Origin of the sequence: Rhodospirillum sp. A1_3_36 (assembly GCF_047263945.1) — a bacterium.
Lineage (GTDB): Bacteria > Pseudomonadota > Alphaproteobacteria > Rhodospirillales > Rhodospirillaceae > Rhodospirillum.
Genome location: NZ_JBLAVB010000025.1, coordinates 16541 through 35537, shown reverse-complemented (window position 1 = coordinate 35537; position 18997 = coordinate 16541). Strand labels below are relative to the sequence as shown.

The following is an 18997-nucleotide window of genomic DNA, read 5'->3' as shown; positions in this document are numbered from 1 at the left end:
TTCACCGCTTGGCGCTGTCTCTCGCCTCCGTAAGCCTCCCCTTCCCCACCGACATCACCGGAAAACAATCCTCTTCCCGTGGAAGGAAGATGTCGCATGTCTCCTTGACGACAGTTTTTCTTTTATTAGTTGTATCGCCGCGACCATATGCCCCTTTTCGCAGCCGACATCCTCCAGCCCGGAACAGGGCTTCGGAAAATCCGGGGCCGGAGAGAAAAATCGGGCCGATAGGCCCTCCGAAAAAAGTCACGTGATTTTTCCGGGTCATCCAGCCCGGAACAGGGCTTCGGAAAATCCGGGGCCGGAGAGAAAAATCGGGCCGATAGGCCCTCCGAAAAAAGTCACGTGATTTTTCCGGGTTTTCGCAGCCGACATCGTCCAGCCCGGAACAGGGCTTCGGAAAATCCGGGGCCGGAGAGAAAAATCGGGCCGATAGGCCCTCCGAAAAAAGTCACGTGATTTTTCCGGGTTAAGGAACTGGGGTCTGTGGGGAGGTGATCGGTTTGGCACTGCGGGGGAAAGGGTAAAAGGTTAGTAAATACATTGAGTTAGTTGTGCTTTTGGGCGTGAGCGTTTGGCACAAAAATAAGCGGGAATGATCGTGACTTGGTAGCTGATTTGGCACAAACCGAGCGGTTTTTGATACTCCTTGATCAGTGGGGGTGAGCTGTCCGGTATCGCCTCCGCTCGAGCTAGGGTGATTATAGAGAAGGCCACCAGCTGAGCCAGGGCCAGAGCCGTAATGGCGCAAATTGCAAGCCGGGCAATGCGCGAGTCCTCCAATTTGCAAATTGGAGGGTTAATGGAATCTTTAGATTTCGCGTCCTTGAGAACTAATTGTTCTAATTCAAAGAGTTCATCGTCGATATCGGCCATTGGCACATCCCGTGTATATCAAGCCCCATGCCGTCGACGGCATGGCGGAGCGTTGAATTGACATCGCGGGTTGATCTCGACCGACATCGAGCCTCAGTCCGGGCGGCTGGAACTGCCCTTCGCCACAGAGGCGAACACAAACTAAGGTAAAGTGTTCGCGTTTCAGGGTGTAGTAGGGGAAAGCCCCTACCCCACAACCAGTTTTAGGTAGTCACCTAAATCGGGCTTCGCCTTTGCTTTTCTGGCGTCCCAGAGGATTTTACAAAGCAGCGCCGTGGCTCTGGCCTTGGGTTCCGGGTCCAAAGTCTTTCCCATCTGATCAAGCCAGCGCTCCAGAGTGGCGACAGATGTTTCGATAATATCCAAGGGTATATTGCCATCCGACGCGGGAGTTGAATTGTCCGTTTTTGACGCGATGCGCAGGGTGTCCTCCATGCGCATTGGGCCCTCGCCGGAAGCTAGCCAACTTACGCCAACTCCCGCACTTCTAGCTATAGCCACTATCGCCGACACTTTTGGTTCTGACTTCCCCGATAGATAGTTTTCAAGGGTTCTCCTTGGGATGCCGCTTTCGCGCGACAGAGCGTCACCGCTACCAACGGTTTCCGCGCAAATTCTTAGGCGCTCCTTGAGGCCAACGGTTTCCGACTTCATCGCCCGAACTCAGAAATCTGTCCGGCTCGAACTCGGAAATTTCCGAGTTTCAAAAAGCCTATATGAACCAAAGACATAGACATTATTGGCCATGTTTTTTGGAAAACTAAACTCGGAAACGCAAAGTTGGCGTTGTCCACAGCCATTTTTTGCCCCATACTCTCTCTCGTTCGTCAAAACAGACACCCAAAATTAACCGGCCTGGCAGGGCCGGTGTTCAAGAAAACGAGGTTGCGCGTGAGCCCTGAAGAGGACCTTCCCCCAGAGACCATCCGGCACCTTTTAAACCGCAAGGGGCTAACCTATGCGGCGTTGGATCGGGCCCGGGGCCTGAAGGAAGGGTCCAGCCGCAAGGCCAGCTATTACCCAATGTTCGCGGGTGAGATGGCGATTGCGGACGCCCTAAGGCTATCGCCACGTCAGATCTGGCCATCCCGGTACGGGGACAATGGTCAGCGTCTGCAACCTCAACCGAGCCACAACTATAAGACCGAGCCTCGGCTGGTCGCGAGTCAAAAGAGGAGTGCGTGATGAACAGTTCCGACCGCGTCGCGAAGTTAGCTGTCCGCGACCTTCAGGCCAATGGGGTTGATGCAACGGACCCCGAAGCCGTAGCGCGAGCCTTCATGTCTGACAATGCCGCATGGGGATCTCTACTCGGCCTGGACGCGGACCGGGTTAATTGGAAGGCGGTTTTCATCGCATGGCTGGAGGCACGCCCCCAGCACAAGGACACTGATTTCAGAACCCTGATGCTGGGTGCGCGCACGGGAATCCTTTCTCTTATTTTTCCTGATACGGACGAAGGTGCTTAATGATGGCCTCGACCGTCTCCTTGATCAGCGGATCTGCCGCGACGGTCAAGTCGGCCTCAAAGCTCGCGAGCAGATCGTTCATGGTTAATGAGCCCCGTTCTTTGAGCAATTGCAGCGCTCGTATTCCCGCTTGGCCCTTCGCCACAAGTGGCGCATTTCTCTTCACGGAATCGATCTGCCATTCAGTAATCCAAGCAGGTAAGTCCGCAGGTTCTTTTGTCATCTCTGTTCCCTCTCTGGGTTGGGTGGAAGCTCCCAGTGTAGGGGATGCCCCGATGGCCGTCATGGTTGCTTTCTCTCCGACCCATGACGGTCATCGGGGCGCTTTCGCGCGGAGTGCTGCGTAATGGTCCGGCGCCGCGATAGTCTGACCCTGGACCTGTTCGAGGATTACACGCCTCCGGACTTGGTTCAGCGCTATGACGAGGTCCAGGTTCGCGCCTGCAGCCTTGAGGTCAAGATATCGCGCGCCGTTTCCCAGACGCTCAAGGACTGCGATCTGCCCCGCGAGGTCATCGCCGAGCGGATGTCCATGACCCTGGGCAAAACCGTTTCCAAGAACATGCTGGATGCCTATGCCTCCCAGGCCCGTGACGCGAGCGTCATTCCCTATGACCGCCTCCTTGCCTTGATAGAGGTCACGGGGGATTCGCGTCTTCTTCAGATGGGCGCGGAACGCTCGGGCAAGGCGGTCATCGACGACGCCTATCTGCATTGGGTCGAATACGGCCAAGCCTCGGAGAAGAAGGAAGAACTCAGCCGGATCATGGACGCCGCGCGGCGCAATGCTCGGAAAGGATCGCGGTCATGAGCGAGGTCTTGATGATGACGGCAGCGGAGATTGCGGAGGCGGGACTGCCTGAACTACCCAGCACGGAAAGGGGAGTTCGACAGCGCGCGGCGCGTGAAGGCTGGTCGTCGGCGCCTCGGTCCGGTCGCGGAGGGGGCTTCTTATACCCCGTATCCGCCCTCCCTCCCGCCGCCCGCGATGCCCTCGCCCACCACCAACTGATCGTTCCCACCAACGCCCCACCCGCCACCAAATCGGCCGAGCCCACCAAACGGAAGGGACTGGCCGCTTGGCAAATCGCGACTCGGGACGCCCGTCTGGCGCTGGTCGCCGAGGTGGCGACTCTTTCGACGCGCTTTGATTGCGGTCAATCGAAAGCCATCGACGCTTTGGTCGATCTGGCGCGGAAGGGGCAATTGCGCCCCGATCTGGCGGCCAAGGTTCCCTTGGCGAACGCCCGCTCCGGCGGAACGGCGGGCAAGCGGACCCTGTCACGGCGAAGCCTGTATCGGTGGATCGGGTTGCGCGAAGAGGGTGGCGTGGATGCCCTTCTTCCCCAAGCTTTGAAGGTCGCGGGCGAACCCGCCTGGGTCCCGTTTTTCTTCAAGATCTGGCGTGATCCCCGAAATCCGGCGCTCAAGGCGGTCCTGAAGGACTTGGCCAAGGAGCTACCCGAGGGAATGGCACCGCCGACCTATGACCAAGCCCGGCGGTTCCTGGCGGCTCTCCCGCCCCAGGAGCGGGAAAGAGGCCGCAAGGGCAAGCGCGCCATGGTCGCCCTGAGGAGTTTCACCAAACGGGACACGTCGGACCTGGAGCCGACGGCCATTTACACCGCCGACGGCAAACTGGTTCCGGCGAAGGTGCGCAACCCCTTGTCCGGTCTGCCCTTCAAACCGGAAGTCACCACGGTTCTGGACGTGGCCACGCGGCGCGCTTTGGGGTGGTCGGCGAGTTTGGCCGAGAATGCCAGCGCCGTGGCCGATGCCTTCCGAATGGCCGTGATGGAGGGCGGGGTTCCCGCCATCTGGTACACGGACAATGGACCGGGCTTCGACAACCACCGCTTTGACGAGCCTTTGACGGGCATCCTGGCCCGCCTGGGCACCATCAATATGGACAGCCTGCCCGATCGGAGCCATTCGCGGGGCATTATCGAGGCCTTTCAGAAGACCTGGAACCGGGCCGCGAAGCGCCTTCCCTCCTATCTGGGGAAGGACATGGACCCGGAGGCCTACAAGCTGGTCGATAAGGCTATCGACCGGGATGTGGCTCAGTTCGGGGACTCCCCCCTGGTGATGTCCTGGGACAAATTCCTGATTTTCTGCCAGGAGATCATCGACGAGTACAACGCCCGACCGCACAGCGGTCTACCGAAGATCACCGATCCGATCACGGGGAAACGCCGCCATCCAAGCCCCAACGAGGCTTGGGCGGCCTGGGAGGCCAAAGGCTGGACCAGCCCGGTTCCCGTCGACCGCGAGACCGCCGATGACCTGTTCCGGTCCTATGAGTTGAAGTTAACCAAGCGCGGGATCGTCACGCTTATCGGCAACGAGTATTTCCACCCGGCATTGGAGCCTCTTCATGGACAGAAGGTTGCTGTGGGATACGACATCCACGATGCGAGCCGGGTGTGGGTGCGGGAGATCGATTTCGGGAAGGAGGCCTATCGCGTCGGTCGCCTGATCTGCGTGGCCGAGTGGAATGCCCACCAGACCCGCTATGCGGCCGTCTCAGTCCAGCAAAAAGGCGATGAACAGCGGGTTGGCGCCGCCCTCAAACGGCTTGAAGACAAGGCCGAAACCAAGCGGGCGGAACTGACCGGGCCTCGGCTGGTGGAGTCTCAATCGGAGGAACCGCTTCTCCTCGCTCCGGACGTGGCCGAGGCCGTGGAGGCCATGGCCATGGCACTGGCCCTGGAGGCCCCGGAGAAGCCCGAGGCGCCCCGTCTGACCTTGGTCACGGACGAGCCCGAGCCCTCCGTTGCCACTCCGGAACCGGAAGCGTTAGCGGACCCCGCCGCGCGGCCCAAGCTAACGGACGATATTTCGTGGGCGCGCTGGCTCATGGACCATCCGGAGCGCTGGGAAAAACACGATCATGTGGGCATGGCCGAGTTGTGCCGTGACCGGGGGTTCCGTCTGCTGGCGGGAACCAAGGGCCTTGATCTGACGGCCCTAGACGCCCTGGTCCGCGCCAAACGCACCGAAGCCTCTCAACCCAACACCGAAGACCAAAAGGAGTGCGCAGATCATGCGTCGTAATGCCTTCGTCACCACCGCCAACGTGGAGGCCCTACTGGCCGCCGTCGCCGAATTGGACCGGCGTGGGGCCGAGGAAGCCTGTCTGATCGTGGTGGATGGGGAGCCCGGCTTGGGGAAAACCCATTCCGTCCAACGGCTGTCGGTTCAAAGCGGGTGGGTCTACCTGCGATGCAAGAAGGAATGGACCCCGGCCTGGATGCTCCGCGAGTTGCTGGAGACTGTGGGGATCACGCCCGAATATTCCTTCGAAAAGATGTTCCGCCAAGCGGTCGCGGCGCTCTCCGACCGCGCGGTGCAGGCGGAACGGGACGGGGGGACCTTTTGCCTTGTCGTGGATGAGGTCGACCACATCGCCCGATCCTCCCGCCAGTTAGAGACCATTCGCGACCTGTCCGACCTGCTGGAACTGCCGACCATCCTGGTCGGCATGGGACAGGTGCGCTCCGCCCTGGGGCGGTTCCGGCAAATCGGCTCGCGCGTCGCCAAACATGTCCAATACCGCCCCGCCACTTTGGACGATGTTCGGGCGCTGGCCCAGGCGCAATGCGAGGTGGAGGTGGCCGATGACCTCTGCGCCTTCCTGCATGAGCAGTCCCTGGGCTACCTGCGGGAGGCCAAGGAGGGGCTAGCCCATATCGAGCGGTTCGGCAAGCGCAATGGCGGGCCGGTGACGCGGGAGAGCATGGACGGCGAAGTCTTGATGAACGACCGCAAGACCGGCAAGCCCATCAAGGTGAGGGCCGCGTGATGTGCGGGAGCGCTGAGAATCAAAACGCCCTGCTCAAGGCCATTCCGTCGGACGCTTGCCTGACCACGGAAGAGTTGGCCGAGGCGACCGGTTTGGCGAGGAAACAGGTCACCCAGGCCGTTGGCAAGCTGGTGGCGCGAGGGCTGCTGGAGCGGGCCGAGCGAGGGTGCTTCAAACGGTCCCCTGCTGGTCAGGGCGTCGTTGACTCCGGGCGCCCCTTGTCGTCCGCCCCCCTGACCAGGGGGGCGAAAACAGGCCGCCGGAAGCGGAGCTTGCGCGTCCGGGTTTGGGAGGCGATCCGCACGGCCCGCAAGGGCACCGTCGCCGAAATCGAACAGTTGGCCCTGGCGAGCGAAAAGGACCCCGGCGGGGTTCAACGCTACCTGTTGGCGCTTCGCCGTGGGGGATATCTGCGGCGGATGAAGGCCGTGAATTACAAGGAGGCCCGCTATCTGTTGATCCGCGACACGGGTCCTCTGGCCCCCATCCTCCGCCGCTCGAAGGACTGCCTATACGACCCCAATACCAAGGAAGAGCTTCTCTTGGAGAGGGACGGGGTATGACCGAGAGCCAAGCCATCGCCCTGCTCCGCGCCTGTGTGGAGCGGCACGGTGGGAACAAGGCCGCCGCAGCGGTCGAGGTTGGGATCTCCCGGGCCTCCGTGTCCACGCTGTTGTCCGGCACTTATCCGGCGACCACCACGGAGCGGGTGGAAGCCAAGATCCTGGCCGCGCTCGACAAGCGGGACTGCCCCGCTTTTGGCAAGCCCATCACGGGCGCCGCCTGTGCCGTAGAAGCCGCCAAACCCATGCCCCTGTCCGATCCGGCCGCGCTCAAACGCTGGTCGATCTGTCGGGGCTGTGACCGAAACCCTCAAACCGATGGAGGACGCAATGGAAAGCGTTCGTGAAGATATGAAAAGCGCGATCCGGGCCGCGAGAGACCTGGCGTTGGAGTGTGATCGCCTCTGTCTACTCGTGGATGAAGCGGATGAAGACGAATACGGCTCCGATTTGGACGAATGCGCCGAACGAGCCCGCGACATCGCGGACGTCTTGCAGGGCATCGTCACGTTTGAAGAAGACAGGGAGACCGAAGCCGCCACCTCCATCACCGAACCCAGCGCCAACGCCCGCATGGTCCCCATCCGGAGTGCTGGGCCATGCTGACCGGCAATCAGGTCATGGACGCCGTCGTCCGCGCGGTCGCCGTCGAGTGGGGCGTGTCCACCGGCGATATCCTGTCGCTCAACCGCTCCAAACGTTCCGTCGAGGCACGGAACGTCTGTTTTCTCCTTGGCGCCGACCGGGGGCTTTCCGCCGAGGTCATCGGGCAGGCCATGGACCGGAATCCCCTGACGATCGGATCTGGAACCTCTCGCGTTTCAGGCCGGAAATGCCCGGTCTTTCGCGGGCAGTTGGACGCGGCCCGAACCCGCATGCTGGCCATCCTCGCCACGGAGATCGGCGGGGATGCCATCCTCCGCCGGGCCATGGATGATCTGGTGGATATCGCCACCCTTTTCCCCGACCGCCTACCCGGCATCGCCGCCACCCTGCGGGCCGTCCGACAGGTCCCGGATCTGGGAGGGCCAGTCCAATGATGCCCGAAATCGCCCGGCTCTTTCTGGCTGGAACCCTCGCCCGACCGCCCCGCCGTAAGCGGGGGTGGGTCGCCCGTCTGCTCAAATTTTTCCGGAGGACATGACGATATGTCATCTACTAAACATCCCGGCGCCGTCGAAATCGACGGGCGCCCCTATTTGAAGGACTCCAGGGACAACCTGGTTCCCTTGGAGAACATCAAACCCGCTGATCTGCTGATCGACGAAGCGGTTCGCAAAATCATCCACTACGCGGAAGACCTGTCGGCGGAGTTGGCGCGGTTCGCCGGGCATTCTCTGGCAGACGTGGCTGCTTTGGACGATCTGTTGGCCCAGGAATACGGAGTGGCCCGATCGGGGGGTAAAGGGAACCGGACTTACCCCACATTCGACGGCTTGCTGAAGGTCAAGGTGGCCGTGGCCGACCGGATCGAGTTCGGGCCGGAATTACACCAAGCCAAGGCGCTGCTGGACGAAATGGTGAATGAGCGGAAGAAAGAGGCCGATGCCTTCCTTCTTGCGCTGGTCAACCAAGCCTTCAACGTCGACAAGGAAGGCAAGGTGGACCGCGCAGCGATCCTTCAGCTCCAGCGCCTTGAATTCGACGATCCCCGGTGGGCGGACGTGCAGCGGGCCATTCGTGACGCCCAGCGGCCTGTAGGCGCAAAGACCTATCTGCGGGCCTACAGAGCGGGCGCTCCGGGCGAGTCCCACGACATGATCCCGCTGGACATCGCCTCGATCCAGCCGACCACCGTGACGCCGGGCCGCGAGAGCCTGCGTGGGAAGTGCGAGCGGCTGGAGCGAGAGCGGGATGCCGCGATTGATCTGCTCCACTGGACCTCGGCGATGGCGGAAGACTCAAATCTCGACGCGACAAGGAGCGGTCTTCGCGAGGCCCTGAATGCCCTGGGAGGCTCCGATGCTCACGGCGCGTGAAACCCAGGTCTTCCGGGCCTACGAGGAGGCGGCCCTTGCTGGTCGCCCTTCCCCGACCATGCGGGAGTTGGCCGAGATCGCCGACCTTCCGTCTGCTTCGAACGCCCATCGCGTTGTTGGCCAGCTGGTGAGCAAGGGCTTCCTGCGGCGCATGCGGTACCGGACCCGGGCGGTCGAGATCGACCCGCGCAGAAGCGCCACCCTCGCGGGCATTATCGCCGCCGCCCGGGCCGTGACCGCCGAGCCCGGAAACCCGGATGCCATGGGCCGCCTGCGTGCGGCCCTCGAAATGGGAGCCGAACATGAGTGACCAAGACGATTTCCCCGAAGCCGGGAGCGACGACGGTCAGGACATCGGCGGTATCACCGCCGACCAACTGCGGAGCTACGTGGAACGGATCGAGCGCCTGGAAGAGGAGAAAAAGGCCATCGCCGACGATATCAAATGTGTCTTCGTCGAAGCCAAGGGCAACGGCTTTGACGCCAAGATCCTGCGGAAGGTGGTGAACCTTCGCAAACAGGATCCCCAGGATCTGGCGGAAGAGGAGGAAATCCTGTCCCTGTATCGCCGTGCTGTGGGGGTCTGACCGATGAAGATCCGCGCCGGATACTTCGCCGTAAACAAATGTTTACGCACCTTCGCGATTGCCGCGAAAGGAACGTCACTGGCTGCCGATGTGGGGATTTCACGAACCATACTCTCCCGCTTTCGCCAGGGCAAGTGCGATCTGAACCTTCAGGACTGTGCCGTCCTGGCGGTACCTGCGGGCTACCGCCTTTGCCTGATCCCCGAAGACCTTCTGGAAGAGCTACGAGCCCGAGAGGTCACCGGTGGGGACCGGTCCCATGGATCCACCGCGGAAGTAGTGCGCCCGGGCGGACCCACCGAATTGGATAAGGCGGGGCCGGTCTCCTCCCGTGACCTTTCAGGAAAGGAGCGGTCAAGTGCCGATTAGACGAAAAACGGACGGGGTGGCGCGGGTTTTTCACGCCCGGCTTCTGGAGGCGCTGGAAGCGGGCCGGATGACCGAAACGCAGCTTTGCGCCCGATTGCACTGTAGCACCGGCCCCATCTCCACCGCCGTCGCCCCGCTGATTGCTGCCGGGAAAATCCTGCACGAACGAGGCCGTGGTTACTGGCTCCCCGGAAAGGAGGATCCCCCCAAGCCGCCGGGCCAGCGCACCCGCGCCTGTCTGTGTTGCAGGGCGAGCTTTGTTTCCGAAGGCCCCCACCATCGCATGTGCGCCGATTGCCGGGCACGGCCAGGGGAGCAATGGCTATGAGCATCCAGAAAATGCGGGGCGCTATCCACGGTGCCGCCAAGGCCCTGGGGCTCGACGACGATACCCGCCGCGCCGTGATCGGTCAGGTGACGAAGAAGACCTTCGGCACCGAAAAAACCTCCACCACCAGGTTGACCGAGCCCGAGTGCCAAGCGGTTCTCGACGAGTTTCAACGGCGCGGTTGGACAGGGCCGAAGAAAAAGTTCTGGAAGGAATCTGACCGCCCCAAGGCCCGGAAGGTCCATGCCCAATGGGGAGAGTTGAAGCGGTTCGGAGCGATTGAAGCGAAGGAGCGGAAGGCATTGCACGCCTGGATCCGGCGCCAGTTCAACCTTCCCGCCAACGTCACAGCCGACCCGGACATGATGGCCGAGGACGACCTGGACCGGGTGATTGATGCCCTGAAGGCCTGGATTAGGCGGCTGAAAGCCGAGCAAGCGAAAGGCGAATAGAACCATGAATAATTTTCACACGGAAAAGGAAATGCGCCCGGTCGACGCCGATTTGATCCGCAAGCAGGTTATCGTCGACGTGGTGCGCGCCCGCCTGCGCCAAGTGACCGAACTGGGGTTCGATGCGGAACACGACGACGACCACACGGATGGGGAACTGGCCTTGGCGGCCATATGCCACGCCCTCCCGGCCACCCACAAGCACCTGCGGATCGGAGGCGACGGCCAGCCCATCGCCCTGGCGCTCTGGCCCTTCCCGCTCTCGGAATTGAAGGAGATGGAGGAAGAGACGGCCTTGGTCGAAGCTGCGGCCACGTTGATTGCGGAGATCGAGCGGCGCTATCGGGCGAAGGAGCGGGTTGAAAAGGAACGGACGAATGGCTGAGGTCGTTATTGCGCCAAACAGCGCCCCGGCCACCAAGGCGGCCCGGGCCGCCGGGTCCAAGGTGGCCGTGGCAATGACCCTAGACCCCAAAAATGGGCGCGTGGACATCTGGTGTCATGGCGATACAGAAGCGCAGCGCGTGTTCGCCACAGCCCTGGCCGAAGTCGTGGGGAAGGTCCTTGAGGTGAACGAACCGCCGGAATGGCTCAGCGGGGCGGTGGATCTCATTCTCAGAAAGGATCAGGGCCATGGCTGACCTGGACGCGCTGAAGCGCCGCCTCGCCGCGCTTCTCAACATGACCGAGGCCAACGGCTGCACGGCGGAAGAGATCCGGGGAGCCGGGTCATGACTGCCCCCCTCCCGTCTTACCGCGAGCAATACGGCAATCTGCCCGACGTCTGTGTCAGGCTTCTGGAAGGTGGCGGGGAAGAATTGATGCTGCGCGTTGTCGCCAAGTTGAAGGGCACACACGTCCCCATTCCCGTCACGCTTTCCGTTCACCACAAGCTGGTTCAGATCCTAGGGGATAAAGACGCCGCCGCCGTCCACCGGATCTTTCGTGGGCCGGACGGCCCCGCTGCGGCGAAGGGGGATTTCAGGATCTTTGTGCCGTCGATGTTCCTGGCCATGCAGAAGGTGAGGCGGGCTCGGATCTTGTCCCTGCTGAATGGCGGGGCTAAGGTCTGGCAGGTGGCCCTTCGGTTGAGTGTGTCTGAAAAGACGATTTACAACGAAATCCGGCGGGCCAAATCACGCGGCGAAACGGTCGCCAGCCCCCAAATGGATCTGTTCGGTTAGATCATAGAGTTAGAGCATCGAGTGGACCGGAAAACCGGTTCCCACTTTTCCGCTCGATGCCCTAGCCTTCCGCCTGAACCCTTTCAGGCGGGCAGGACAGTCGCTTTCCCCCATGCTCCCCCCCATCGCACCACCACGGGGGAGACGGCCATGGGCGCCCACGATCCGGATATCACAGCCATCATCGACGACATCCTCGCGGCCGAGGGCTCCGAGTATACCAATCGCGCCACGGATCGCGGCGGTCCCACCAAATACGGCATCACCCAGGCCACCCTCTCCGCCTATTGGGGGCGGGTCGCTTCGCCTGGAGACGTGGCCGCGCTGGATGAGGTGATGGCGCGGTGCATCTATCGGGAGATGTACGTCACGCAACCGGGCTTTCATGACATTCCGTTTCCCCGTGTTCGGACCTTCGTCGTGGATTGCGGCGTCCACTCCGGCACCGCCACCGCAGCCCGGTGGTTGCAGCGGGTCGTCGGCGCCCAGCCCGACGGTGTGGTCGGTCCCAAGACCTTGGCCGCCCTGCGCGACCTGGATCCGACCCGCGTCTTCCTGGCCTTGGTTGCCTTCCGCATCCAGCACCTGGGCCGCCTGATCACCCGGGATCCCCGTCAGGCCGACTATGCCCAGGGGTGGATGAACCGGGTCGCCACTTTCCTTCTCGATCAACGATAAGGGGGCCGGGTCATGCTTCCCCTTATCCCCCTGGCCCTTTCGGCGGCCTCGGCCATCGTTCCCGAGATTGTGTCCTGGATCGCCGGTGATGACAGCGGCAAGGCCGCCGGAAAATTCATCGACGTGGCCAAGTCCGTCGCCGGGATCAACGATCCACAACAAGCCATCACAGCCATTCAGGCAGATCCGGCCCTCGTGGCAAAGCTGCGTGAGGGTGCGATCCGGGTTCGGCTGGCCGAGATCGACGCAGAGAAAGCGACCTTCTCGGAACAGCACAAAACCATGCGGGCCGAGCTATGCAGCAAAGACAAGTTCGCCGCGCGCTGGCGACCCTTCTTCGGCTACGTGGTGGCCGTGTCCTGGGCCTTCCAGATGATCGGCCTGACCTTGGCCATCCTCTACACCACCATCGCCCAGCCTGGGTTGACCGCTGTTCTTGTGGGCTCCTTGGCCGAGCTGTCGGGTTCCCTTTTCGCCATCTGGTCCGTCGCCCTAGCCGTCCTCGGTGTGAACATCCACAAGCGATCCCAGGACAAGGTTTTGGCTTCCGGAGAGGAGCCGCCCTCCCTGGCGCGCTCCCTGGTGGGCATGGTCACGGGGGGGCGCCGATAAATGGCTTGGCCCGATATCCTGGAATACGCCACCAAACTGGCGCCCTTCGCGGCAATGATCATGACGGGTGGCATCACCCTTTTGATTCTCCGTCTCCGCCAAGTGTTCGCCACCAAATCCGACTTAGCGGCCCATGCCGCCCGCGTCGAGGAACTCAGGCGCGAGCATGAAACCTGGGTTCGGCTGCATGATTCCGAGCACCGGGAACTGTCCGAGCGGCTGAGCCGTGGCGAGGCCCGGTTCCAGCGGGTCGAGGACCGCATCGACGCACTGCCGACCCGCAAGGATCTGGAAGAGTTGACCCGAAGCGTGGCGGGCATGGCCGCAGCTATGGCCGCCGTTCAGGCCGAATTGACTGGCCTCGGAGGCTCCGTGACCTGGGTCAAGGATAGCCTGGGAACGCTGCTGGAGCATGAACTGGCCGAGGCCCGGGATGCGGGCAAGGGAGGCAGGGGATGACCGATTTCCTCGAAACCTGGGCGGGCCATGTGCGCCTCGCCCTGTTGATCATTCTCGCCGGTCGCGACCGTGCTGCGGCCCGGCGTTGGCGGGTCCTGTCGGGCTTGGCCAAAGCTCCCGGCGGGTCGGCCAATCTGTCCCTGCTGGCCGATATCCTCGGCATGGCCCGGGATGACCTGCGCACCGATCTGACCGACATGGGCGAGGTTGGACTTGTCCTGGTTTCCCGGGACCAGGGAGTCCTGGGTGCGGCGATCCTGACCCCCGGGAGGGAAGTCCTCCAGGGCCTGCGCACCGTCGATACGATTGCTCCGCCGCCCCAAGCCGAAGCCCTGCAAGAAGGTCTTTCCGCCGTATCACTGAAGGTCACGGTCGATCATGTCCGCGAGCATCTCGCGTGGCTGCGCGCCGCCGGTTTGGTGGGCGAAGACGGTGCCATCACTGACCGGGGCCGTCTGGTCGCCCAAGGCCGAGACGCCGTCGAGGGTGTGCGCGAGCCCTCGCCGGAAACGGCCTTAAGGCTGGCGGCTTCCGCTGCCGCCTCAACCTTAAGCCGGTGATCGCATGGCCCATGATCCGGAAACCCGAGAGGCCGTTAGGGCGGGCTACGTCTTCCAGCGGCTAACGCTGGAGCAGGCGGCTGGAAAAGCGGGCGTGGGTCTGGCCACGGCGCGCCGCTGGAAAAGCCGCGCCGCCGCAGCCGGTGACGATTGGGACAAGGCCCGTGCCACCTATTCCTTGAGCGGCGAAGGCGCCTCCACCATCGCCCAATTGGTCCTGGCTGACTTCCTGACCATGTATCAGGCAACGGTGGAAGCGGTCCGCGACAACCCCAATGTACCCGCCATGGACCGGGCGGAGATGCTGTCGCGCCTTGCCGATGCCTTTCAGAAAACCATGTCCGCCGTGGCCAAGGCTGCCCCCGAATTGGGCCGCTACGCCGTTGCCGGAGAACTGTTGGGCGATCTGGCGACCTTCGTGGCCGAGCGCTATCCGCAGCACATGGCTGCCGTCCATGAAATCATGGAGCCATTCGCCGTTCAGATGGCCCGAAAGTACGGGGGCTGACCCATGGCCCGCCCCCCCGCCAAGGCCAAGAAAGAGTTCCTGGCCACCGTCGCCGATCTGGCCCGGTCCCTGCGCGACCGCATCGAAGCCGAGGTGGACGGCTTCGACCCCGATCCCAAGGCCAGGGAGACGCGCAAGGCCCGCGCCGCCGGGGATGTCCTGTATTTCGGTCAGACCTATTTCCCCCATAAGGTGAAAGGCCAAGCCTCCGCCTTTCACATCTGGCTGACCGAGCGCATGGGGGCGGTCGCTCACGGCCAGGGTGGCGCCCGGGAAGTCACCGAAGCCCCGCGCGGCAACGCCAAGACCACCTGGGGCGAGATCTTTGTCACCTATTGCGTCGTACACAACCTCAAGCACTTCGTGGTGTTTCTGTCCGACAGCCTCGACCAGGCCGCCACCATGCTGGAAGCGGTCAAGGCGGAACTGGACACCAACCCCCGCCTCGCCATGGACTTCCCCGACGCCTGCGGCGAGGGGCCGGTCTGGCAGGTTGCCGAGGTGGTCACGGCAAACGGGGTGAAGATCAAGGCCGGGGGCGCCCGCAAGCGCCTGCGCGGCATGCGCTATGGCGCCCACCGTCCCGATTTGGTCTGGAGCGATGACCTTGAAAACGACGAAAACATCAAATCCCCCGAGCAGCGGCAAAAGCTGGAGGAGTGGATCAACAAGGCCGTCGAGCCCCTCGGTCCCCCCGATGGCTCCATGGACATCTGGATCGTCGGCACGGTGCTGCATCCCGACGCCGTCATTCAACGCCTATCCCGGAACCCGCTTTGGCAGGCCCGCCGCTTTCAGGCCATCATTGATTGGCCCGAACGCATGGACCTGTGGGAAACCTGGGAAGGCATCCTGCGGAACCACGGTCGGGAGGCGGCGGACGCCTTTCACAGGGAAAACCAAGGGGAGATGGAGAGGGGGGCCCAGGTGCTTTGGCCCCAGGTGCAAACTCTTCTTAAGCTGATGGTGATCCGGGTGCGGGTCGGCGACGCGGCCTTTCAGTCCGAGTACCAGAACGACCCCATGAACGCCGAGGACTGTGTGTTCTCAACCCTGACCACCTGGACCGGTCTGGTGAGTATCCTGCGTGCGTGGAAACACTTCGGATCCTGCGATCCCTCCCTCGGCAAGAACAACAAGGGTCGGGATCCGTCGGCCATTCTGGTGGGTGCCGTCGACGAAGACGGCGACCGCCTCTATGTGGTCGAGGCCCTGATCCGGCGCCGGGTTCCCGATAAAATCATCTCGGACATCATTTCCCTTCAAGGGGCCTATCGGTGCATGAAATGGGGGATCGAAACGATCCAGTTCCAGGAGTTCCTGCGCACCACCCTGATCGCCCGGTCGATCAAGGAGCGCTGCCCCGTGCCCGCCTATCCCCTGACCCCCCATTCGGACAAGGTCGCCCGGATTGAAGCCATCCAGCCCTATGTGGAGGCCGGGTTCATTCAGTTTTCCCCGGCACACACAGTGCTGCTTGAACAGCTTCGCCATTTTCCCCGGGCCGACCACGACGACGGCCCGGACGCCCTGGAGATGTTGTGGTCCCTGGCGATGACCGGGGCCGTCGATGTCACCGGCTTCCGCACGGCCGGACAGGGTCGCGGTGGGGATATGGCTTCGGACTGGGCGCCCGGCGGGGCGCCCGTGATTGATGGGGATCTGGGCCGGGTTCCTGGGCGCAATTGGAGGGGATGGTAATGGCGAAGAGACGCAGAAAGTCACGGCCCGGCGCACCAAAGCCACCGAGTGTACCGATTTTCGAGACGGTGGCCTCGGTCGATGCCGGATCGGCGCGGGAGATGGCCAGCCTCTTGACCGGCTGGCAGGTCCCCGCCGACGACGTGCTGAAAAGTCTGCACTGGGACCTGGGAAAATACCGCGAAACCCTGCGTGACGAACAGGTCAAGACCTGCTTTCAACAACGGATCGATGCGGTGATCGCGGCGGAATGGCGCGTCGAGCCCGGCGCCGATGACATGGAAAGCAAGAAGGCTGCGGACCATCTGCGTGAACAGCTCGAAGCCCTGCGCTTCGATGAAGACACACGCCAGGCCCTCCATGCCAATTGGTACGGCTTCGCGGTAGGTGAGGCCATGTGGGGCCGTGACGCGGGCAAGGTGATCCTGGAGGATATCCTGTTCCGCAAGGCCGAACGGTTCCGGTGGCACCGGGACGGCACCTTCCGCAAGCTGGCCGCCGGACACCCCGAAGGCCTTGTCATGCCGGAGAGAAAACTCTGGGTGCCCCGCATCGCCGACGACAGCGACGATCATCCCCATGCGCCGGGCCTTGCGCGGTGGTGCTGGTGGCCCGCCTGGCTCAAGAAACACGGCCTGAAATTCTGGTCGATTGCCCTGGAGAAATTCGGGGCGCCGACGGTCGCGGGCACATACCCGAAGGGTGCCACCCCCGCCGAAATCGCCAAAACCCTTGAGGCCGCCATGGCCCTGGCCTTCGATACCGCCGTTGCCCTGCCCGAGGGCGCCGCGCTGGAACTGGTCGAGGCGAAACGCCAGTCCGGCGGAGACCACCAGGTCTTTTGCGCCTACATGGACACGATGATCGCCAAGGTGATCCTGGGCTCCGCAGGCACAACGGAAAATGGGCCCTGGCGGGGGACGGCGGAAGTCCATGCGGGCGTGAAGGAGGACCTGGTTAAGGCGGACGCAGATTTGGTCTGTGAATCCTTCAATGACACCATCGCCACATGGTTGACCGAGTGGAACTGGCCCGGCGCCACGCCGCCCCAGGTCTGGCGCGAAACCGCACCGGGCGAAGATCTGGATCGCCGGGCCGAGCGCGATCAAAGGCTATCCCAGGCAACCGGGCGGGACCTTGATGCGGACTACGTCGAGGAAACCTATGGGGTCAGGCTGGCCCCACCCAAAGCCCAGGCATCCCAGCCCGCGCCCGCCTTCGCCGAGGCGCCGCCGATTGTCGATGACGTGGATACCCTGGTGGATCAAGTGGAAGCCGCAACCGCGCCCACAATGGATGCCATGATCGACAGGGTCCGGACCATCCTCTTTCAAGAGGCTGCCAGTCTGGAAGACGCCATCGCCCGGGTGGAGCGGCTCTATCCAGACCTGGGGCTTGACGCGCTGGCGGGGGTGCTCGGCCAAGGATTGACCCTGGCGGACCTTCAGGGGCGGGCCGACGGCGATAGCAATGGCTGAGGCGACCGCCATCAATCTCCCCTTCACCGAGGCGATTGACTATTTCAAGCAAAAGGTCAACCTGCCCACGGCGGGTTGGGCAGACTTGAAGGAGGGCATGCACGCCCGCGCCTTCGTGGTTGCGGGGGCGGTGAAAGAGGAGCTTCTGAAGGACTTTCGGGAGGCGCTCCGGAAGGCCCTCGAAAACGGCACCACCTTGGCCGACTTCCGCAAGGACTTCGAGTCCATCGTGACCAAACACGGCTGGAGCTATAACGGCAGCGCCGGGTGGCGGTCTCGCGTGATCTATGACACCAACATGCGGACCGCCCGCGCAGCAGGAAAATGGCAGCAGATCAACCGCGCCCTGGAGCGGGAGCGCAAACGCGGGCGGATCCTGTATCTCCGCTACGTGGCCGTCCTAGACGACCGCACGCGCGATCAGCACAGGCAGTGGCACGGGATCATCCTGCCTGCCGATCACCCGTTTTGGCGCACCCACGCCACCCCCAACGGGTGGCACTGCCGGTGCACCATTCAGGTTCTGACCGAACGGGATCTGGCCCGCTACGGCTATACGCCCAGCCCCGAGGCCGAAGTTCCTGCAATCGAGATGGAGCGGAGACCGGTAACGCTGTCCGATGGCTCGACAACCCACTGGCCAACACCAAAAGGCATCGATACGGGGTTCGGCCACAACCCGGGTCAAGCCGCCTGGGGTGTGAATGTCGATGAGAAGGTCATGGCCGATTGGAAGGCCAGCGGTGAAAAGGACTGGGAGTCATTGGGCGGTAGCACATGGGAAAAGTTGGGGCTTCCCGAGACTCTTCCCGTCGACGGTCCGCGCCCCACGCTGGGTCCGCCGGTACAGGCACAGGACGCCGTGATTAAGGCAGTACGGGCGGTGATCGGAGGCGAAGAAAAAACCTATCTGACACCGGACGGAGCTGCCGTTCACGTCTCCGCTGAGCTGTTGGGTGATCACATCGCCATCGGTCGCGCGCCTCTGGTCCCGATCTTGCCGTTGATGTTCGAGGATCCGGCGGAAGTTTGGCTCTCCTGGGAGCGGCATCGTCTGACCGGTCGCGTGGCTTTGCGAAAGCGGTTCCTCAAGCTGGTCGAGTTGTCGAAGAATGACAAGTTGATGGCCGTGGCCAACGCCGTTGACGGTCGGTTCGAAGCCTGGACATTCATCCCCGTGCGATCAGCCGGTTACATCAACCGGTACCGCAAGGGACTGCCCTTATATGTGCGAAAGTGAGGGTGGGCGCCAGCTGATTCGGGAGCCCGGCGAGCCAGCGATGGTTAACGTGCCCGTCCACCACCATCGCCTTTCGCCTTCAGTGTACCCCCATAGGGCTCCCGTTTCAACCATTTGCCCGGTCACCGTCCTGGTTCGCCCACCAGTGG

Annotated in this window: 29 protein-coding genes and 1 pseudogene; 26 read left to right on the top strand and 4 right to left on the bottom strand. The window is 62.8% G+C overall.

The genetic code is table 11. The features are described from left to right. Positions 1–531: 531 nt before the first annotated feature. The 3 genes and pseudogenes from ACLIRY_RS24270 to ACLIRY_RS24260 form a co-directional block, all read right to left on the bottom strand. On the bottom strand, positions 532–876 hold the full coding sequence (locus tag ACLIRY_RS24270) for a hypothetical protein (RefSeq protein WP_413208008.1): 345 nt from the start codon (positions 874–876) through the stop codon (positions 532–534). A 186-nt stretch (positions 877–1062) separates the two neighbouring features. Then, complete coding sequence (locus ACLIRY_RS24265; protein WP_413208009.1) at positions 1063–1311, bottom strand: hypothetical protein; 249 nt, start codon at positions 1309–1311, stop codon at positions 1063–1065. Positions 1312–1347: 36 nt separating this feature from the next. Continuing rightward, positions 1348–1530, bottom strand: a pseudogene (locus ACLIRY_RS24260) (helix-turn-helix domain-containing protein); the annotation flags it as partial. A gap of 213 nt (positions 1531–1743) precedes the next feature. Here ACLIRY_RS24260 and ACLIRY_RS24255 point away from each other — a divergent pair. Together ACLIRY_RS24255 and ACLIRY_RS24250 are read left to right on the top strand one after the other, a co-directional pair. Then, the gene (locus ACLIRY_RS24255; RefSeq protein ID WP_413208007.1) at positions 1744–2061 is read left to right on the top strand and encodes a helix-turn-helix domain-containing protein; all 318 of its coding nucleotides are present in this window, start codon (positions 1744–1746) and stop codon (positions 2059–2061) included. After that, positions 2061–2345: a hypothetical protein gene (locus ACLIRY_RS24250; protein ID WP_413208006.1), complete on the top strand. Its 285-nt coding sequence runs from the start codon at positions 2061–2063 to the stop codon at positions 2343–2345. The genes ACLIRY_RS24255 and ACLIRY_RS24250 overlap by 1 nt, the downstream gene beginning before the upstream one ends. Here the strand turns inward: ACLIRY_RS24250 and ACLIRY_RS24245 are convergent. After that, complete coding sequence (locus ACLIRY_RS24245) at positions 2314–2568, bottom strand: hypothetical protein (protein ID WP_413208005.1); 255 nt, start codon at positions 2566–2568, stop codon at positions 2314–2316. The two genes, ACLIRY_RS24250 and ACLIRY_RS24245, sit on opposite strands and share 32 nt — an antisense overlap. A 123-nt stretch (positions 2569–2691) precedes the next feature. Between ACLIRY_RS24245 and ACLIRY_RS24240 the strand changes: the two genes are divergently transcribed. The 24 genes from ACLIRY_RS24240 to ACLIRY_RS24125 all read left to right on the top strand — a co-directional run bounded on the left by ACLIRY_RS24240 (position 2692) and on the right by ACLIRY_RS24125 (position 18848). Next, entirely contained in the window at positions 2692–3156 is a 465-nt protein-coding gene (locus ACLIRY_RS24240) for a DNA transposition protein (protein ID WP_413208004.1), read from the top strand. Then, on the top strand, positions 3153–5402 hold the full coding sequence (locus ACLIRY_RS24235; RefSeq protein ID WP_413208003.1) for a Mu transposase C-terminal domain-containing protein: 2250 nt from the start codon (positions 3153–3155) through the stop codon (positions 5400–5402). Before ACLIRY_RS24240 ends, ACLIRY_RS24235 begins: the two co-directional genes overlap by 4 nt. Further along, positions 5392–6150: an AAA family ATPase gene (locus ACLIRY_RS24230; protein ID WP_413208002.1), complete on the top strand. Its 759-nt coding sequence runs from the start codon at positions 5392–5394 to the stop codon at positions 6148–6150. The genes ACLIRY_RS24235 and ACLIRY_RS24230 overlap by 11 nt, the downstream gene beginning before the upstream one ends. Then, entirely contained in the window at positions 6150–6713 is a 564-nt protein-coding gene (locus ACLIRY_RS24225; RefSeq protein WP_413208001.1) for a winged helix-turn-helix transcriptional regulator, read from the top strand. The genes ACLIRY_RS24230 and ACLIRY_RS24225 overlap by 1 nt, the downstream gene beginning before the upstream one ends. Next, a complete protein-coding gene (locus ACLIRY_RS24220; protein WP_413208000.1) occupies positions 6710–7060 on the top strand; it encodes a helix-turn-helix domain-containing protein in 351 nt (116 codons plus the stop codon). Before ACLIRY_RS24225 ends, ACLIRY_RS24220 begins: the two co-directional genes overlap by 4 nt. After that, positions 7044–7319 (top strand): hypothetical protein, encoded by a 276-nt coding sequence (locus tag ACLIRY_RS24215; protein WP_413207999.1) that lies wholly within the window; start codon positions 7044–7046, stop codon positions 7317–7319. Before ACLIRY_RS24220 ends, ACLIRY_RS24215 begins: the two co-directional genes overlap by 17 nt. Then, the gene (locus ACLIRY_RS24210) at positions 7313–7753 is read left to right on the top strand and encodes a hypothetical protein (protein ID WP_413207998.1); all 441 of its coding nucleotides are present in this window, start codon (positions 7313–7315) and stop codon (positions 7751–7753) included. Before ACLIRY_RS24215 ends, ACLIRY_RS24210 begins: the two co-directional genes overlap by 7 nt. Positions 7754–7861: 108 nt before the next feature. Next, positions 7862–8692 carry a DUF3164 family protein gene (locus ACLIRY_RS24205; RefSeq protein WP_413207997.1) on the top strand — a complete coding sequence of 277 codons (831 nt, stop codon included), beginning with the start codon at positions 7862–7864 and terminating at the stop codon, positions 8690–8692. Next, complete coding sequence (locus ACLIRY_RS24200; protein ID WP_413207996.1) at positions 8676–9002, top strand: LexA family protein; 327 nt, start codon at positions 8676–8678, stop codon at positions 9000–9002. Before ACLIRY_RS24205 ends, ACLIRY_RS24200 begins: the two co-directional genes overlap by 17 nt. Continuing rightward, positions 8995–9279 (top strand): DUF2312 domain-containing protein, encoded by a 285-nt coding sequence (locus tag ACLIRY_RS24195; RefSeq protein ID WP_413207995.1) that lies wholly within the window; start codon positions 8995–8997, stop codon positions 9277–9279. Before ACLIRY_RS24200 ends, ACLIRY_RS24195 begins: the two co-directional genes overlap by 8 nt. A gap of 3 nt (positions 9280–9282) precedes the next feature. Then, the gene (locus tag ACLIRY_RS24190; protein ID WP_413207994.1) at positions 9283–9648 is read left to right on the top strand and encodes a hypothetical protein; all 366 of its coding nucleotides are present in this window, start codon (positions 9283–9285) and stop codon (positions 9646–9648) included. Continuing rightward, positions 9638–9976, top strand: coding sequence for a hypothetical protein (locus tag ACLIRY_RS24185; protein ID WP_413207993.1), 339 nt, complete (start codon positions 9638–9640; stop codon positions 9974–9976). The genes ACLIRY_RS24190 and ACLIRY_RS24185 overlap by 11 nt, the downstream gene beginning before the upstream one ends. Continuing rightward, the gene (locus ACLIRY_RS24180; RefSeq protein WP_413207992.1) at positions 9973–10428 is read left to right on the top strand and encodes a phage protein GemA/Gp16 family protein; all 456 of its coding nucleotides are present in this window, start codon (positions 9973–9975) and stop codon (positions 10426–10428) included. The genes ACLIRY_RS24185 and ACLIRY_RS24180 overlap by 4 nt, the downstream gene beginning before the upstream one ends. A gap of 4 nt (positions 10429–10432) precedes the next feature. Then, positions 10433–10813, top strand: coding sequence for a hypothetical protein (locus ACLIRY_RS24175; RefSeq protein WP_413207991.1), 381 nt, complete (start codon positions 10433–10435; stop codon positions 10811–10813). Further along, on the top strand, positions 10806–11069 hold the full coding sequence (locus ACLIRY_RS24170; protein ID WP_413207990.1) for a hypothetical protein: 264 nt from the start codon (positions 10806–10808) through the stop codon (positions 11067–11069). The genes ACLIRY_RS24175 and ACLIRY_RS24170 overlap by 8 nt, the downstream gene beginning before the upstream one ends. A gap of 90 nt (positions 11070–11159) precedes the next feature. Continuing rightward, positions 11160–11612, top strand: a complete 453-nt coding sequence (locus tag ACLIRY_RS24165; RefSeq protein ID WP_413207989.1) for a hypothetical protein — start codon at positions 11160–11162, stop codon at positions 11610–11612. A 150-nt stretch (positions 11613–11762) separates the two neighbouring features. After that, positions 11763–12290, top strand: coding sequence for a glycoside hydrolase family 108 protein (locus tag ACLIRY_RS24160; RefSeq protein WP_413207988.1), 528 nt, complete (start codon positions 11763–11765; stop codon positions 12288–12290). 12 nt (positions 12291–12302) lie between these two features. Next, positions 12303–12902, top strand: coding sequence for a 3TM-type holin (locus ACLIRY_RS24155; protein ID WP_413207987.1), 600 nt, complete (start codon positions 12303–12305; stop codon positions 12900–12902). Next, positions 12903–13361, top strand: coding sequence for a DUF2730 family protein (locus ACLIRY_RS24150; protein WP_413207986.1), 459 nt, complete (start codon positions 12903–12905; stop codon positions 13359–13361). Next, positions 13358–13921 (top strand): hypothetical protein, encoded by a 564-nt coding sequence (locus tag ACLIRY_RS24145; RefSeq protein ID WP_413207985.1) that lies wholly within the window; start codon positions 13358–13360, stop codon positions 13919–13921. The genes ACLIRY_RS24150 and ACLIRY_RS24145 overlap by 4 nt, the downstream gene beginning before the upstream one ends. Before the next feature lie 4 nt (positions 13922–13925). Next, on the top strand, positions 13926–14429 hold the full coding sequence (locus ACLIRY_RS24140; protein ID WP_413207984.1) for a DUF1804 family protein: 504 nt from the start codon (positions 13926–13928) through the stop codon (positions 14427–14429). Between the two features lie 3 nt (positions 14430–14432). Continuing rightward, positions 14433–16130, top strand: coding sequence for a phage terminase large subunit (gene terL / locus ACLIRY_RS24135; protein WP_413207983.1), 1698 nt, complete (start codon positions 14433–14435; stop codon positions 16128–16130). Further along, positions 16130–17608: a DUF935 domain-containing protein gene (locus ACLIRY_RS24130; RefSeq protein ID WP_413207982.1), complete on the top strand. Its 1479-nt coding sequence runs from the start codon at positions 16130–16132 to the stop codon at positions 17606–17608. The genes terL and ACLIRY_RS24130 overlap by 1 nt, the downstream gene beginning before the upstream one ends. Beyond that, positions 17601–18848, top strand: coding sequence for a phage minor head protein (locus ACLIRY_RS24125; protein WP_413207981.1), 1248 nt, complete (start codon positions 17601–17603; stop codon positions 18846–18848). Before ACLIRY_RS24130 ends, ACLIRY_RS24125 begins: the two co-directional genes overlap by 8 nt. The last annotated feature ends 149 nt before the right edge of the window (positions 18849–18997 follow it).

Bases quoted from the DNA above. Each gene is read 5' to 3' on its own strand.
- ACLIRY_RS24250 (WP_413208006.1), top strand. From the start codon at position 2,061: ATGAACAGTTCCGACCGCGTCGCGAAGTTAGCTGTCCGCGACCTTCAG.
- ACLIRY_RS24125 (WP_413207981.1), top strand. From the start codon at position 17,601: ATGGCTGAGGCGACCGCCATCAATCTCCCCTTCACCGAGGCGATTGAC.
- ACLIRY_RS24165 (WP_413207989.1), top strand. From the start codon at position 11,160: ATGACTGCCCCCCTCCCGTCTTACCGCGAGCAATACGGCAATCTGCCC.
- ACLIRY_RS24205 (WP_413207997.1), top strand. From the start codon at position 7,862: ATGTCATCTACTAAACATCCCGGCGCCGTCGAAATCGACGGGCGCCCC.
- ACLIRY_RS24215 (WP_413207999.1), top strand. From the start codon at position 7,044: ATGGAAAGCGTTCGTGAAGATATGAAAAGCGCGATCCGGGCCGCGAGA.
- ACLIRY_RS24170 (WP_413207990.1), top strand. From the start codon at position 10,806: ATGGCTGAGGTCGTTATTGCGCCAAACAGCGCCCCGGCCACCAAGGCG.
- ACLIRY_RS24245 (WP_413208005.1), bottom strand. From the start codon at position 2,568: ATGACAAAAGAACCTGCGGACTTACCTGCTTGGATTACTGAATGGCAG.
- ACLIRY_RS24210 (WP_413207998.1), top strand. From the start codon at position 7,313: ATGCTGACCGGCAATCAGGTCATGGACGCCGTCGTCCGCGCGGTCGCC.
- ACLIRY_RS24230 (WP_413208002.1), top strand. From the start codon at position 5,392: ATGCGTCGTAATGCCTTCGTCACCACCGCCAACGTGGAGGCCCTACTG.
- ACLIRY_RS24195 (WP_413207995.1), top strand. From the start codon at position 8,995: ATGAGTGACCAAGACGATTTCCCCGAAGCCGGGAGCGACGACGGTCAG.
- ACLIRY_RS24235 (WP_413208003.1), top strand. From the start codon at position 3,153: ATGAGCGAGGTCTTGATGATGACGGCAGCGGAGATTGCGGAGGCGGGA.
- ACLIRY_RS24140 (WP_413207984.1), top strand. From the start codon at position 13,926: ATGGCCCATGATCCGGAAACCCGAGAGGCCGTTAGGGCGGGCTACGTC.
- ACLIRY_RS24130 (WP_413207982.1), top strand. From the start codon at position 16,130: ATGGCGAAGAGACGCAGAAAGTCACGGCCCGGCGCACCAAAGCCACCG.
- ACLIRY_RS24190 (WP_413207994.1), top strand. From the start codon at position 9,283: ATGAAGATCCGCGCCGGATACTTCGCCGTAAACAAATGTTTACGCACC.
- ACLIRY_RS24175 (WP_413207991.1), top strand. From the start codon at position 10,433: ATGAATAATTTTCACACGGAAAAGGAAATGCGCCCGGTCGACGCCGAT.
- ACLIRY_RS24200 (WP_413207996.1), top strand. From the start codon at position 8,676: ATGCTCACGGCGCGTGAAACCCAGGTCTTCCGGGCCTACGAGGAGGCG.
- ACLIRY_RS24220 (WP_413208000.1), top strand. From the start codon at position 6,710: ATGACCGAGAGCCAAGCCATCGCCCTGCTCCGCGCCTGTGTGGAGCGG.
- ACLIRY_RS24240 (WP_413208004.1), top strand. From the start codon at position 2,692: ATGGTCCGGCGCCGCGATAGTCTGACCCTGGACCTGTTCGAGGATTAC.
- ACLIRY_RS24270 (WP_413208008.1), bottom strand. From the start codon at position 876: ATGGCCGATATCGACGATGAACTCTTTGAATTAGAACAATTAGTTCTC.
- ACLIRY_RS24180 (WP_413207992.1), top strand. From the start codon at position 9,973: ATGAGCATCCAGAAAATGCGGGGCGCTATCCACGGTGCCGCCAAGGCC.
- ACLIRY_RS24155 (WP_413207987.1), top strand. From the start codon at position 12,303: ATGCTTCCCCTTATCCCCCTGGCCCTTTCGGCGGCCTCGGCCATCGTT.
- ACLIRY_RS24265 (WP_413208009.1), bottom strand. From the start codon at position 1,311: ATGGAGGACACCCTGCGCATCGCGTCAAAAACGGACAATTCAACTCCC.
- ACLIRY_RS24225 (WP_413208001.1), top strand. From the start codon at position 6,150: ATGTGCGGGAGCGCTGAGAATCAAAACGCCCTGCTCAAGGCCATTCCG.
- terL (WP_413207983.1), top strand. From the start codon at position 14,433: ATGGCCCGCCCCCCCGCCAAGGCCAAGAAAGAGTTCCTGGCCACCGTC.
- ACLIRY_RS24145 (WP_413207985.1), top strand. From the start codon at position 13,358: ATGACCGATTTCCTCGAAACCTGGGCGGGCCATGTGCGCCTCGCCCTG.
- ACLIRY_RS24160 (WP_413207988.1), top strand. From the start codon at position 11,763: ATGGGCGCCCACGATCCGGATATCACAGCCATCATCGACGACATCCTC.
- ACLIRY_RS24150 (WP_413207986.1), top strand. From the start codon at position 12,903: ATGGCTTGGCCCGATATCCTGGAATACGCCACCAAACTGGCGCCCTTC.